At 47.5% G+C, this 15,288-nt stretch carries 9 protein-coding genes; all 9 read right to left on the bottom strand.

Going from position 1 to position 15,288, the window contains the following annotated elements; all coding sequences use genetic code 11:
• Window positions 1-162 precede the first annotated feature (162 nt).
• Complete coding sequence (locus DWX32_RS06900; protein ID WP_055265578.1) at window positions 163-1,182, bottom strand: virulence RhuM family protein; 1,020 nt, start codon at window positions 1,180-1,182, stop codon at window positions 163-165.
• A 53-nt stretch (window positions 1,183-1,235) separates the two neighbouring features.
• Complete coding sequence (locus DWX32_RS06895) at window positions 1,236-4,661, bottom strand: AAA domain-containing protein (protein ID WP_117802491.1); 3,426 nt, start codon at window positions 4,659-4,661, stop codon at window positions 1,236-1,238.
• 316 nt (window positions 4,662-4,977) lie between these two features.
• A complete protein-coding gene (gene rlmD, locus DWX32_RS06885; RefSeq protein ID WP_118659478.1) occupies window positions 4,978-6,390 on the bottom strand; it encodes a 23S rRNA (uracil(1939)-C(5))-methyltransferase RlmD in 1,413 nt (470 codons plus the stop codon).
• Between the two features lie 19 nt (window positions 6,391-6,409).
• The gene (locus tag DWX32_RS06880) at window positions 6,410-7,240 is read right to left on the bottom strand and encodes a deoxyribonuclease IV (RefSeq protein WP_118659476.1); all 831 of its coding nucleotides are present in this window, start codon (window positions 7,238-7,240) and stop codon (window positions 6,410-6,412) included.
• A gap of 60 nt (window positions 7,241-7,300) precedes the next feature.
• On the bottom strand, window positions 7,301-8,833 hold the full coding sequence (locus tag DWX32_RS06875; protein ID WP_118659474.1) for an ATP-binding protein: 1,533 nt from the start codon (window positions 8,831-8,833) through the stop codon (window positions 7,301-7,303).
• A 25-nt stretch (window positions 8,834-8,858) separates the two neighbouring features.
• The gene (locus DWX32_RS06870; protein WP_118595290.1) at window positions 8,859-9,923 is read right to left on the bottom strand and encodes a metallophosphoesterase family protein; all 1,065 of its coding nucleotides are present in this window, start codon (window positions 9,921-9,923) and stop codon (window positions 8,859-8,861) included.
• Between the two features lie 129 nt (window positions 9,924-10,052).
• Complete coding sequence (gene asnS, locus DWX32_RS06865) at window positions 10,053-11,444, bottom strand: asparagine--tRNA ligase (RefSeq protein ID WP_117762055.1); 1,392 nt, start codon at window positions 11,442-11,444, stop codon at window positions 10,053-10,055.
• A 76-nt stretch (window positions 11,445-11,520) separates the two neighbouring features.
• Window positions 11,521-13,989 carry a hypothetical protein gene (locus DWX32_RS06860; protein WP_118659472.1) on the bottom strand — a complete coding sequence of 823 codons (2,469 nt, stop codon included), beginning with the start codon at window positions 13,987-13,989 and terminating at the stop codon, window positions 11,521-11,523.
• Window positions 13,989-15,146: a class I SAM-dependent methyltransferase gene (locus tag DWX32_RS06855; RefSeq protein WP_118659470.1), complete on the bottom strand. Its 1,158-nt coding sequence runs from the start codon at window positions 15,144-15,146 to the stop codon at window positions 13,989-13,991. The genes DWX32_RS06860 and DWX32_RS06855 overlap by 1 nt, the downstream gene beginning before the upstream one ends.
• Between the last annotated feature and the right edge of the window lie 142 nt (window positions 15,147-15,288).

Genomic DNA, 15,288 nt, shown 5'->3' with positions numbered 1-15,288 from the left:
CGCAAGGCTTCTCTGATGATACCAACCTTACAAAAAGCTCGGAAATACGCTACTTTTCAGTACTTGATTTTATTTTCTTGACAGCAAACAGACCGTCTCGACATACTCATCATTGTCCAAACTCGTATTTTTACCAACTTCTAAAAATCTCTTTTATGAAAATTAATTCTTACTGTTTTTCTTTACTGTACTGTGAATATTTTTAATGCTTTCCAAATATTCTTCTTCAACCGGCGATAAGTTCTGCACCTGATATTTCCGATATTCTTCTGTTGCTTTTTCAATTGCCTGTGCATGACTAATCGTTCCGGCTCCTTGCAACACTTTTTCACCTGTAGTTTTCAAAACATTATCAAGGTGTTCCACATAATCTTCCATATGCATGGGATTGTGACGCATAGCTTGAATCTCCGCAAAATCAAAATATCCCGATACAATATTATTTAGGATCTTTAACTCTTCATCATTGAGATAATTTTTGGCAATACTGATATCTTTCAATACAGGAAAATCACCAGAAAAACTTTTTAATCCCATAAAAGGCTGACTGGCGTCCGCACGCTCGTATATAACTTCTGCTGCTGTATGTCCATGTGCTGCATAGTGTAATTTATTTTGTACCATTTTAAAAAATGCAATGGATTCACTACTCTTGGGATCATAATCAACACTTGTTGCATAAAGGTCAAGTACCTGTCGGTACATCACTTTTTCAGATGAGCGAATATCCCGAATACGGTCTAATAACTCTTTCCAATAATTACCCCCACCCAGATTTTTTAGCCGTTCATCATCCATTGTAAAGCCTTTTATCATGTACTCTTTTAATCGTTCAGCAGCCCACCGACGGAAATTTGTAGCAATCTTGGATTTCACTCTATATCCAAGAGAAATAATCATATCAAGATTATAATGAATTGTATTATAGTTTTTTCCATCAGCTGCAGTTGTTCGGAATTTCCGAACAACTGACTCTTCATCCAATTCTTCCTCTTCAAAAATATGCTTGATATGCTCGCTGATATTAGATTTACTTGTCTGATACAACTCACATAATTGTGCCTGTGTAAGCCAAACGGTCTCGTCTTCAAATTTAACGTCAATTTTTGTATATCCATCTTCCGTTTGATATATGATGATTTCACTCCCAATAATATTAGGATTGTCTCTTTGATCCTCCATCTTTTACCCCTCCCTTTACCGTTCCATTAAATTCCCGATAACCTCTCTCTTAATTAAACATCTATCTTCACCTCTGTAGCAAATAGTTTCTTATTCCCTTCTCCTGGAATAAAAGATATTTTTTTACCCTTTTGAATCACTTCTATTGCACTCTCTGTCTTAGAATAAATACTTTCGGTAATGGAATATTCTTTTCCATCAGCACCAACTACATAGGCATAAAAACTTTCTGTTCCCTTTCCAACATATTTGACCGTTCCTGTAATGCGTCTAAAATCCGCATCAATAATGAGTGTCCGTGTCTCGTCAACCTGCATGCGCAACTCATTCTTGTGTGCATGATCATCCACAAGATACTGATTTTTATATTCTCTGATAATCCGATCCGTATCTGTTGCAACATCACACCCAAGCCCAAGATACAATTTCCTATCACTAATAATATAAAACTCCTCTTTGGCCCTCGTCGCCGCAACATTCATTATGTTCGCTTCGGTTACTGCCCAGCGTGCCGCTCCGCTGCTCTGCCTGTCGGCACCGAGTACAAAAAATACGATTGGAGCCTCTTTCCCCTGAAACGTATGGACAGTTCCGACATTTGTCGGTTTTCCCTGTTCATCATATCGGGTAAAGTGAATTTTCCGTAATTTCTGAGAAAGCTGATATGCCACATTGGAAAACGGTGTAATTACATAAACCACATCTTTTTCTTTTTTATCTAAGATTTTCGGATTTTTATCTATCATCTCCTTGAGCTTATGCAAAAGGAATTCTCCCTGTTCCTCGACATATTTATTGTTCGCCATTCCACCAACATCAAACCAGTCTGCTTTTCCGTACTTTTCCATTCCCTGCACCATAAATCCGTCATAGGAAATCATGTTCGAAATTGTAAACATCGGATACCGACATCTTCTATGCACCCATAGCGGAATTCCAACCCATGAATCCTCCGCCTTGTCCTGTTTTCGATAAAACCCGTACTGACTTGCCGCATCTGCTAAAATCTGTGCGGATGCAGATGCAGATAAATATTTTTCTGTCACTCCAAAATGCTCCCCCAACATATATAGGGTATTAGAATCCAACGTAAGAACCGGTTTAATCTGCAACGGATCACCGACCACCATTACATGCCTGCTGCGATAGATTGCACCGACAGCCGCCTGTGGCAGCGCCTGTCCTGCTTCATCGATAAAAAGATGCCCCAGTGTCTCAGCTCCAAGATTTTTGCACATACGCGAAAAACTGGCAAACGTAGAACTAATCACCGGAATTGTCATATTAATCCAGTTCCATGCCGCCTCAATCACATGCTTTCGATCCAAATACTTCTCCTGCTGATCCCAGACGATAATGGCCGCCTTTACATTTTTTCTGTTCTCATAAAGAAATTGTTTTCGAACACGTAATGCCATAACAAACAATTTTGACTGTGCGACACGATACGCTTCGTCAAACCACGGGTTTGATATCTGTAAATCTTCATACTCCTGATTCATATTCAGCGGTTCTGTCTTACTGTCGTTTTTTATATTTTCATATTCGCGGACTCTTTTCTCCAAATTTGAAATTTTACCTGTTTCCACCGTCTTCCAACTGTTAAACTCCTGCTTAAGCTTCTCCTGTTTTTCATTACTTTTACTCAGCCTTGTTTGCCGCAAATGAATATTTTCATTAATTTTTTTCTCCTGTTCCCTGCATTCTATATCTTCATCATTTAATTTTACTAACTGATCCGTAATCTCATTTAATCTGCTCCTATATTCCTCTTTCTTTTTCTTTCCCGCAAAGAAGCAAGGACGTTGCTCCTTGTGTACTTGAAGGCACTGGTTCATACTGTCCATATTTTTTCGGACAGCTTCTGCCCTGTTTTGTACCTCTTTCAAACTGAGATGTAACTGTTCCAACTGCTGCCCGCATTCCTGTTTATTTTCTGCAAGCTTCTTAAGTTCTACGCACAATTCATGCTCTTTCTTCTCTAATTTTTCTTGATAGCTGCCACGAACCTGTTCCATCTTTTGAGTATATTCCTGATACATCCGAACGCTATCTGCAAATTCCTGCCTTTTTGTTCGAATCGCTTTTACTTCCTCATAATGACTCAGAAATTGTTTATATATACCTTGATTCGGCAGATAATCTTCTTCCAAATATTTGTGGATATGCTTCATATTCGTGAGGATATTGCTCATATTATTCGCTTTTCCACCTTCAAGTGAAAATACTCCCCAAAACTTTTCTTCTCCCGGAACAGATTCTTTTACCAGTTCCTCTCTTTTCTTCCCGTTCTCATCTTCCAACCACTCTACCGACACCTTCGCATTCGATATCTCACAAAAATAGTCCGCTTCTTTCAGTTCATCGATTAGAAAATTGTCAATCTCCTTACTCAACGGAAGTTCGTTCACAATGTTTTGAACCGCACCATTATTCGAACTTGCAACCACGATATTATTTTCGATAATATGTTCCGGGATCTCTCCAATCGATGCATGATTAAAATAAATTGTTTTCTCTGTTCCTTTGATAAAATGGTCCGAAAGTTTCGCAATACTATACGCCTGCTGTACCACTAACTGCGCAAATATGTCCTTCAAAAGCGTCGTTTTTCCGGTTCCAGGCGGACCGTTGACACTTCTCATCTGATTGTTGTCAAAGCCGATGGATAAGTTTACCGCAACTTGCTGCATCAGAGAAAGCGCATATGTCGTATTGCTTGGAAACCTTCCCAGGGGATAATTCTTCGGCTGCAGAATTTGTTCAAACAGATGCGGATGAAAATTCACTGAATCTTTTTTGCTGTCAAGGTTCATGCGTTCCTTTTTATTTCCATACAAATAAGCATTCAAATTAACCGTTTCGATTTTTTTTGCTTTTTCCAGATCATCGATGAAAAAAGAATGCAGATTCGTCGCTTCAGTCTCGATATTTCCCAGAATCTTCATCCGGCAATTTATTATATCAACCTCATGTTGCAGGAGTTCCTTTTGCATCGCAGCATTAAACTTCGCCGAATCCCCTGCTGTCTCATCAAAATCCTGAGCAAGCTGATTTTTAAAATCTTTCTCAAATTCCCGAAACTCTTTCTCATAGGGAACTTTTTTGAATTTCCGTATGTAAGCACTTTCTGTAAAGAATGTCATATCCTCCAGAAAATTAAGATTCTTATCGAAATACAGCGCGAAACTGAACTTGTCTCCGAAACGAATATCCTCATCCGTCGATTCCAAGCCATACTCTGCATGAAGTATGTCCACAACTTCCTGAAATTTAAAAATATCAAAATAGACAACGACTCCTCCTTTTTGCCGTCGATTCCATTTCTTTTTCTCAATTTTATGCAGAAACAGAGAATAGAAATCCTGTTCCTGCAAATCATTCAGAGTGAGAATAGCCTTATCATTCAAACCGATGTCTCCCTCCGATAAATGTTCCACCATTATCCATGATTCTAAAATCTTATTTTTTTCTATCATTTATGAACAAAACTCCTTCGTATCTGTTTGAACTCTCTATCTATCTTCCGATACGTATTCACGTTTCTTCAAATGTAAAATTATGTCCCACTAACCAAAACTAACAAAGGGACTTAAAGAACCAAGTCAAAGAAAAAGGATTCTTCTATTTCTACGATATCGTCATATCATCCGAAAATGTTCCAGTGCCTCCCTTATAGCCGCTTCTTTCCCTGGCGGACACTTCGGCTGTCTAGAGTTTTCCAATTTTGACAGGTTATAATTTGCCCTCTCAATAATGCCGCATTTCTGCTTCACCTGTGCGATATACAAGTTGCTAACTTTCAATCCGCTTTGCTTCAGAAACATAATCCTTGACTTCCGCATAGATCGCTTTACTCTCCGCCGCCATCAAATCAAGCTCATCCATCTCTAATTCCACATTGATATGCTTCAACTTATTTGATTTAAGTTTGGAAAGCAACACGATACTTTCCACATGCTCCGACCACGCGAACATATCATACCCCCATGCCTCTTCTGCCTTATATCCGTGTTTTGTCAGATACCGCAGGTCTCTCGCCAATGTCTCCGGATTGCAGGAGACGTAGACCACTTTTTTCGGTGAAAGGGTTACGACAGAGGACAGAAAGGCTTCATCACTTCCGGCTCTTGGCGGGTCCATGAAAACAACATCCGCTTTTTCCCCTTTCTCTGCCATGGAAACCATGAAAGCGCCGGCGTCGTTCTGGTAGAAGGAGACGTTTTTGATTTGGTTTCGTTTGGCGTTTGTTACGGCATCGCGGACGGCGTCCGGGTTCAGTTCGACGCTGATGACTTCTCTGGCATCGCGGGATGCGATGAGGCCGATGGTTCCGATTCCGCAGTAGGCGTCCAGGACGCGTTCGTTTCCGGTGAGGCCGGCCAGGGAGATGGCTTTTTCGTACAGTTTTTTCGTCTGAACCGGGTTGACCTGGTAGAAGGACTGCGGGGAGATGCGGAAGGTGCAGCCGCAGAGTTCATCCTCGATGTAACCGCGTCCGAAGAGGACAATGTCGCGTTTTCCGAGTACCATGCTGTCGGTGCGGTCGTTGACGTTCAGTACGATCGTGGTGATCTCCGGGTGGAGTTTGCGCAGGGCCTTTACGAAGTTGTTTTTTGACGGGAAGACTGGTGATACGCAGACGAGGACGACCATGATCTCGCCGGAAGCAAAGCCGGTGCGCACCATGACGTGGCGCAGGAGACCGTAGCCGCTGTCCTCGTTGTAGATCATGATTTTGAAGCTCTTCAGCAGACTGCGGATATCGCGGATGATGGCATCGGCACGCTGATCCTCGAGCAGGCACTCATCGACCGGGACCACTTTGTGTGTGCCCTTTTCATAAATGCCGGATATGATCGTTCCGTCTTTTTTGCGTGCAAAGGCGGAATTGACTTTATTCCGGTAATGATAAGGATTTTCCATGCCAACCATTCCTTTGACCGGGACGATGCCCTTCAGAGTCTTCTTCAGGAACTGCTCTTTTTTCGCGAGCTGCTCTTCGTAGGAGAGGTTCAGATATGTGCATCCGCCGCATTTTTTCTGATAAGGACATTTCGACGATGATGAACTCTTTTTCTGCTTTCCTTTTTCCGGTGCCACGCTCTTTGTTTTCTCTGTACGAACGGCTTTCTTTTTATTTTCCCTGTCGAAATACGTCTTTTTTCTTCCGTCAGCTCTTTTATTCTTCTCTCTCGTGTTTTCCACTTTCTCTTACCTTCTTCCTCTATTTCGCAAACCCGCGCAGCAGCGCGATCTCTTTTGCATATCCGTCCAGCTCATTCGGTGTTTCCAGATAGAACGGCAGTCCCGCCAGCGCCGGATGTGTCACAATCCGCTCAAATGCCGCAAGCCCCAGCGATCCCTCGCCGATCTTCTCATGGCGGTCCTTATGGCTCTCAAACGGATTCTTGCTGTCGTTCAGATGAACCGCTTTCAGCTTCGAAAGTCCTACCACGCGGTCGAACTCCTCAAGCACGTCATCGAGGTGATCCACAATATCGTATCCCGCATCGTACACATGGCACGTATCCAGGCAGACACCCATGTGGTCTTTTAATTCCACGCGCTCCAGAATCGCCGCCAGCTCCTCAAACGAGCGGCCGACTTCGGTTCCTTTTCCTGCCATCGTCTCGAGCAGCACCGTGGTCGTCTGCTCCGGTTTTAAAATTTCATTCAGCATCTCCGAAATCAGACGGATTCCCTCTTCCGCCCCCTGTCCGGTATGGCTGCCCGGGTGGAAATTGTAGCAGTTTCCCGGCGTATACTCCATCCGTTTCAGATCATCCGCCATCGTCATCCATGCAAACTCTCTCGTGTGCGCATCCTTCGAGCACGGATTCAGCGTGTACGGCGCATGTGCCAAAATGCGCTCGATTCCATGCTCCTTACTGTAAGAAAGAAACACTGCGACATCCGCCTCGTCGATGGCTTTCGCCTTGCTTCCTCTCGGGTTTCTTGTAAAAAACTGAAAGGTATTCGCCCCGATGGACACCGCCTCTTTTCCCATGGCAAGATATCCTTTGGACGATGATAAATGACATCCTATTGTCAGCATAACTTCTATTCTCCTTTATTTCCAAACCACAACTCACCGATTCTCTGCGAGCCGCATTACTTAAAGCACAATTTTCCGGTACGGAATTCCCATCTCCGAGAGTGCTTCCTCCTCCCGCTTCTGACACGTAAAGAGCAGCACCTGCGTCCGGTTTTCCGCCAGCCATTTCAAAGTTTCTTTCAGCCGGTTTTCATCGTAAAACGCAAACGATTCATCGAGAATCACCGGCAGCTCCTCCTCGCCGCAGAGCACATCCATCGCCGCCATGCGGAGCGCAAAGTACGCCTGCTCGATCGTGCCGCGGCTGACCTGTTCAAGCGGCACATATTCGTCTGCGGTGTGAAGGCCGATCCGCAGATTCTCATCCATATTCACCTGCAGATAGCGGCCATTCGTCAGCGATGACAGCGTTTTTGACATCTGCTGTTTTAAGCGGTCGCCGATCCGGCTCTGCATCTGTACGGAAAGACTCTGGATCGTCTCCCCCGCCAGGGAAAGCGCATCGAGTTCTTCCTGCAGATGATCTTTTTCCGTCATGGAAATGCAGAGCTCTTCGTATTCACTCTGCAAGTTCGACAGCACCGTCTGTTTCTGTCCCAGCTCCTGCTTCAGGCGGTCCACATTCCACTGCTGGCGGCGGATCGCCTGCTCCTCCGGCTCCGTCACGACCTGCTCGACCTCCGTTTTCCGGTGACGGAACAGACTGTACGCCAGATACAAGAGCGCCGCAATCGCAAGCCCGAGTCCCGTTCTCGTCAGCAGCGAATCAATATGGAAGAACTGCAGAATGCATAAGAACAAGAGAAATCCAGCCAGCGCCACGCACGCGGCACCCCATTTGCGGCTCTTCCGAGATTCTTTTTTCATTTTCCGCACTCGTTCGATCGGCACATCCTTCTGATAAATATCCCGCTTCATCTGCTCTTTCGCCTGCTGCAGATTCTCCTCGCTCTGACGGCACTCCTCCGTAAAAACGGAAATTTTTGTCTCAAGTTCTTCCTTCCGTTTTTCCAGTCCCGCCAGCGTCTTTTTCTGTTCCTGCTCCAGGCGCTTTCTCTTCTGCTTCAGCAAATCCAGCGCCGCCGCCACATCGAGCTCTCCATCGCTGCTCCCCTGGTAATTTGCCATATAGTTCCGCAGCTCATCCGCAAGCCCTTCCTCGGTTCTGCCTTTTAACTGCCCGATCGAAGCCGTATTATCATACACAATCTCACTGACACCGCCGAGCAGCATGGAAAGATCGCCGTCCACCACGGAGAGCACCTCGCCGTCCGTCAGGCACACCAGCTTTGCATTGGCGTTCTGCCGCCCGAAATTCCGTGTCAGGCGGAACCGTTTGCCGCCGCTTTCAAGCACCATCTCTCCCGCATAGTATGCCGGATTTTCCCATGGCTCATAACGACTGTAGACATCATTTTTTGCCGCCCGCCCCCGGCCGCGTGTCATGCCGAACAGCATGCTGCGGATGAAGGTATGGACGGTCGATTTTCCGCTCTCATTTTCCCCGCTGATGAGCTGAATCCCATCGGAAAATTCCAGTGTGCGGTTCTGCATTTTTCCAAAATTGCGGATTTCCAGTTTTTCTATTTTCATCTTCTATGCCTCCCGCAATCTTTTTTCAGCCGTTCCTGCGTGCCGCCAGCAGCGCCTCGAGACCATAGTCGAGCGCCTTCTGTGACTGCGCATCCGTCTTTGTTTCAAATGCTTCAATATAGGCGCTGATCAGACTAGCGCCATACGTTTTCTTCAGCTGTTCCAGATCGTATGCCGGACGTGTTTTATCCTCCACGGAGATGACTCTGCCGCAGTCCAGCAGCCGTTTCGGAGAAAATTCCAGCTCGGCGGCACGGTGTCCCACAAGTTTCAGGCGGATGATTTTTCGGATCTTCCCATCCTCCCGCAGCGCCAGCTCCTGTTTCAGCTTCGTCTCCAGCGCATACTGTGTCAGATCCTCCGTCACGTTCAACACCAGATCTTCGTACTCATATCTGGCAAACGGCACAAACTGAATCCGCGTGCCGTGCTCGTCCACCGTTCCGCGGATGTAGCCGTGCGGCCCCAACTGCGTCTCATCCGTCGGTTCGAGTGCGCCTGCGTATGCCATTTTGTCGGGAATAAGAATCCCCGGCTTATGAATGTGCCCGCACGCAATATAATCAAACCCAGCCTGCGCCATGCGGCCCGGATTCCACGGCATGTGGCGGGCATCGCCGCCGTGCGCGAGCAGCAGATGATATTTCATTTTTCCCTCCGGCCGCACGCCGTCCAGCCGGTTTTCCAGGATCTCTTTTTTGTCGTAACTGCATCCGTACACCGCCGTCTTCTTCTCCGGAACTTCAACACACTCCGGCTCCGGCGACAGGAGCATTACCACGTTGTCTGCCCAGTCGAAACCGCGGTAAAAGCTCTCCCGCTTCACATAATCGTGGTTTCCGGCAATCAGCACGACGATCGTCTCCGGGATGGAAGCAAAGAGATCATTGACCTCTTTCAGTTCCCGCAGCAGCGGCTGACGCTGGAACAGATCTCCCGCGATCAACAGAAAGTCCGTCTTTTCCCGACCGGCCAGGCGGATGATCCGCCGGAAGCTCTCCCAGATGGCCTCCCCGCGCTCCTCGCTCCAGGGAAATCCCGCATCCGGCTGCATGCCAAGATGCACGTCCGCAATATGAATAAACCGCATAGGCGCATACCCCTTTCTGGATTCATTTTCTCCATTACTACAATACGGACGTCAGGCACACCAAATCCACATTGGATTCCACTGCACCCGGCATCCGTATTTTTTAAGTTTCTATATCACTTTTCGTAATTACAGCTCGCAGTTGTTTACTGTTCTCGGGAACGGGATGACGTCGCGGATATTGCCCATTCCGGTCAGATACATGACGCATCTTTCAAATCCCAGTCCGAATCCTGCATGGTGGGTAGAACCATATTTTCTGAGGTCCAGATAGAATCCGTAATCTTCCTCAGCAAGTCCCAGCTCTTTCATACGGCCAAGCAGTTTCTCGTAGTCGTCCTCACGCTGGCTTCCGCCGATGATCTCTCCGATGCCAGGAACCAGACAGTCCATAGCGGCAACGGTCTTGTTGTCATCGTTCAGCTTCATGTAGAACGCTTTGATCTCCTTCGGATAATCGGTAACGAAAACCGGTCTCTTGAAGATCTGCTCGGTCAAATAACGCTCATGCTCGGTCTGCAGATCGCATCCCCAGTATACTTTGTAATCGAATTTGTCGTTGTTTTTCTCCAGAAGCTCGATAGCCTCGGTGTAGGTTACACGGCCGAACTCAGAATTTACGACATGGTTCAGACGCTCGATCAGTCCCTTGTCCACGAAACTGTTGAAGAACTGCATTTCTTCCGGTGCATGCTCCATAACGTAGCGGATGACATATTTCAGCATTGCCTCAGCAAGCTCCATATCGTCCTCCAGATCAGCGAAAGCGATTTCCGGCTCGATCATCCAGAACTCAGCTGCGTGGCGGGTGGTGTTGGAATTCTCTGCACGGAAAGTCGGTCCGAAGGTGTAGATATTGCGGAATGCCTGTGCAAAGGTCTCGCCGTTTAACTGTCCGCTTACGGTAAGGCTTGTCTTCTTTCCGAAGAAGTCCTGTGTGAAATCAACAGCGCCGTCCTCGGTTTTCGGAATATTGTCAAGATCCATGGTGGTTACCTGGAACATCTCGCCGGCTCCCTCGCAGTCGCTTCCGGTGATCAGCGGGGTATTGACATAAACGAAGTCTCTCTCCTGGAAGAACTGATGGATCGCATAGGCGCAGAGGGAACGAACACGGAAGACTGCCTGGAAGGTGTTGGTTCTCGGACGCAGATGGGAAATGGTACGAAGGTATTCCATGGAGTGGCGTTTTTTCTGCAGCGGGTAATCCGGTGCGGAAACGCCCTCTACGGTAACTTCTGCCGCCTGAATCTCAAACGGCTGTTTTGCCTGCGGGGTAGCAACGAGAGTACCTTTTACGATGATAGCTGCGCCGACATTCATTTTGGAAATCTCAGCGAAGTTTTCCATCTCATCGTGGTATACGATCTGCAGGGTTTCGAAATAGCTTCCGTCGTGCAGAACGATGAAACCAAAGGTTTTGGAATCACGTACGCTGCGCACCCAGCCGCCTACGGTTACTTCTTTGTCCAGGTATGCTTCCCGGTTTTTATAAATCTCTCGGATGGTTGTAAGTTTCATTGTCTTTTTTCTCCCTAAATATTCATAGTGCTTTCTTTATTCTAGCACTTTTTGCGTCATTAGAAAACCCCGCAAATCACTCGATCTTTACTTTTTTAATATAACTGATGAAGACATTGCCGTTCTGTGCGAACAATGCATCGCTGTCATCGTCAGAAAGTGCAGTTGTCTCGCCCGTTGCCGGGTTATACAGCCAGGAATTTCCAAAAATATCGTATCCGGTCAGAAGCAGACTCTCGTTCGCGCCGGTCTTTACAACAACGCCGTAGCCGCTGCTGATCATGTAGAGAATTTCTTCTCTTGTGCAGCCCGTCAGGTTCAGCAGTTCGTAATCATCACCGAGTGACTCCTTCAGCACGTTTTCGTCCAGAGATGCACTCTGGAATCCCGACGGCATCGTTGTCTCGTCGAGGCGCATGCCCTGCTGGCGGTTTCCGCGCTCCCACACATAGGACTGGCTGCTGTTCAGCACAACGCCGACATTCTCATCGGCAAGCTGTACGGCCTCGGCCGGGGAGCTTAAAATGGCGATCAGTTTTCCTTTTCCATATACATAGTAAAGATCTGCGCTGCCCGTGTCGTACGACATCGTAAGATCGGTCCGTAAGGTTGAATAGATATATTTCGGTGTCAGTGTCAGAAGCGACTGTGTTTTGCCGCTCGTCGAGAATTCCAGAAGGAACTGCTGCTCTCTTCTGTCGTCCACCGTTGCCAGGCGGCCCGTCACCAGTTCCTGGCTCTGCTGCTCGCCGTTCATGATGTGATCCTCCGGCGCATCCGCATAGCCGTTTTCCTGGCGTACCACGCGGTCCAGCTCCAGAAGGCCGTCCGAAATCGACACACCTGTCACATAATAGCCGTCCTGGTGATACTCTTTTTTCACGTTTCCGTCGATGCTGACAATCCGCACCGTATGCATAGCGAAAACTTCATTGCCGGAAATATCTTTTAAAATATCGCTGTCGTTTGCCATACCATAGACAAAGTCTTCATTGATAAAGCCAAGTGCCCGGATCTTCTGTCCGTCATCCGCCGCAAAGCGCTGCGTTTCCCCGCTCTCCAGATTCATCACGGTGATGTTCATCGCACTGCTTGCATTGTCCGCATCCATCCACGCGATGCTCTCCTGGCTTTCCGATACTACAAAGCAGCCCTCCGGGATACTTTCCCGGACCACCGTCGTCGTGCCGGTTTCAATATCTACCTTACACAGGTTCTCATTCAGATAGAGATACATCTCTCTCTGCTTGTTGACGTAGGAGAGGCGGTCGAGCTGTTTTTTCAGCATCTCGTAGGAAATATCCGCCGGAACGAAAATCTCCTCGGTTGCCACATTCCGCTCGGCGCGATAATAGTAAACGGCTGCTCCCACTTCACCCTCGTGGTTTCCGCGGTTCATATAGCCATAAACAACAAACGTCACATCGCCCGCATCATCCACACGTACAATGTTGACATCATGCTCTCCGTGCTGTTCCCGGTCATCCATGCTGCCGTTCTCACGGAAGCTGAAAACGCGGATCGTCTTGTTGGCGCTGCGGTTGTAGCACCAGAGATCACCGTTTACTACAAATGCGACAATATCACCTGCCGTATTCGTCACATACTTGGTATCCTCGCCGGTCACACCGAGGTTAATGCCGGATTTCGTCAGAACACCAAGCTCCGGATCAAAGATCTGCTGTGCGCTCCGCTCGAAGTCCAGCAGAATAATCTCTCCGTCGGACTCTCGCATCCGGTAGAACTCGCTTACGGTATAATACTCCGTCTGTCCGTTCTCATCCTGCGCACTGATCATGTACTCCTGTTTGATGCTGGTCGTCGTCTCATTCGCTTCTTTGATCTGCTGCACCGGCTGCTGTACGATCGTCGGTGCGAGGCTTCCCCAGGAAATCTGGTCGAGGCTGGAATGAATGTTGACATTGAGGAACGAAGAATTATCCCCCGTCTCATCCGGCTCAAGCTGCGGAACGAGCGCTTCCGCCTGCGTTTTATCCAGGCATGTCTGCGCAAACATCTGCGTGTAGGCCAGATAATCGCCGACCTCCACGCCGTTGCGCTGTACAATGCGGGTGTAATACCAGGCAGACTGGCCGTTTCCGTAGGCAACCTCGAGCTTCAGCGTATATTCCTGATTCATCAGAATCGCGGTCTCTAACTGGAAGTCTGCTTTCAGATAGCTTCCGTCCTCGTCAAACGATTTCAGCACCGAGTTTTCAATCAGCGCTCCGCCGTCTGTGCTTTCCACCGTATAGGTCACGTTTATAATTTTCTGTCCCTTCGCATCAATTTCAAGCGTAAGCGAACGGTCCATCGGCAGCGGTGTCAGGTTTTCTCTTGTCGTTACGCCGTTCATCTCCTGGCGGTATCCGTACATGCGGTTCACTGTCGTGTCCGCGGTCTTCATGTACAGCACCGGAAGACTCGCTGCGTCCAGATCGGTCGCATTCTCCGTCGTCTCGTGGCTCATCAGGTGTGTGAACACACCGACTGATGCGGCAAAAACAAGAAAAAGGATCAGAATCCTTGCTGCTCTTTTATTCATCACGGCTCCTCCTTTTCTGTGAGGAGGTCTGCCAGTGTCGGCTTCACATGGTACGCTTCCATGCACACTTTCAGTTCTTCCGGCAGTTTTTTCGAGCCTTCCTGGCGTTTTACCGCGCGGATCAGAAGGTTCTTCGGCGTGTGCTCCATGTCGATGAATTCGAGAATCTGTGTCTCATAGCCTGCATTCTCCAGAAGCTTTGCCCGGATTCCGTCGGTCAGAAGCGCCGCCATGCGCTCTTTTAAGATGCCGTAATCCATGATCGGATACAGTTCTTTGTTTGCAATCTGGCGGTTCAGCTCATGCTGGCAGCACGGAACGGAAAGAATAACTTTTGCATTCCATTTGACGGCCTTTTCCAGCGCATAGTCAGTCGCCGTGTCGCACGCGTGCAGCGTCACCACCATATCGACCTCGTCGCGGCCGGTATAAGAAGCGATGTCACCCTGATAGAAATGCAGCTTTTCATAGCCGTATTTCTCCGCCAGTCCGTTGCAGATTGCGATGACATCCTCTTTCAAGTCAAGTCCGATGATATTGACATCCAGTTTTTTCAGTTCGCGGAAGTAATAATACATCGCAAACGTCAGATACGATTTTCCGCAGCCGAAACCGAGAATCGTGATCTCGCGGTCCGATGGGAGCTGCGGCAGGATATCTTCGATGAACTCCAGAAAGCGGTTGATCTGGCGGAACTTGTCGTAGCGGGTCCGCACGATTTTGCCTTCTTTTGTCATAACACCGAGATCCTGTAAAAAAGGAACCGGGATTCCTTCTTCCAGAATATACCGTTTCTTCCGGTTGTGCGCCAGATTGACGGGTTTGCCGGTTCCTTTCATATGCGGTTTCTTTTTGATCGTCATCGTTCCCTTTTTGCTGACCAGAACGGATGCTGTGCAGGTGTCGGATTCGAGCTGCATCTGCTTGAAGGTTCCGTTCATCCAGTCGCTGATCCGGGTGATCACATCGTCTTTTGTCATATTTTTATGAAACTCCTTCGTGCCGACGGTCTCCTGGCACTGAAAGAGCAGTTTTCCTTTTATTTCAACCGGGCGTATTCTCACTTTGGACACTTCACTGTCCCCTCTTGGACCGCTGATCGTGATACGGTACAGCCCTTCCCGGATTTCATCCTGTAATAATTTCTGTAATTCCATTTATACTCTCCAAACTTCCTGAATCGTTTGTAAACATGTGTAATAAAGCCCCTTACAACCCCGCTAATATTGTAATCTGTTTTCCGCAAAACCACAACAAAAAAATTATTAAAAATGTGTTACCCTCTTATTACTTTATGGC

Source organism: Blautia sp. AF19-13LB (assembly GCF_003479105.1).
In the GTDB taxonomy this organism is placed as follows: Bacteria; Bacillota; Clostridia; order Lachnospirales; family Lachnospiraceae; genus Fusicatenibacter; species Fusicatenibacter saccharivorans.
The sequence above is the reverse complement of the archived record's forward strand: the minus strand, read 5'-3'. Positions and strand labels throughout refer to the sequence as shown.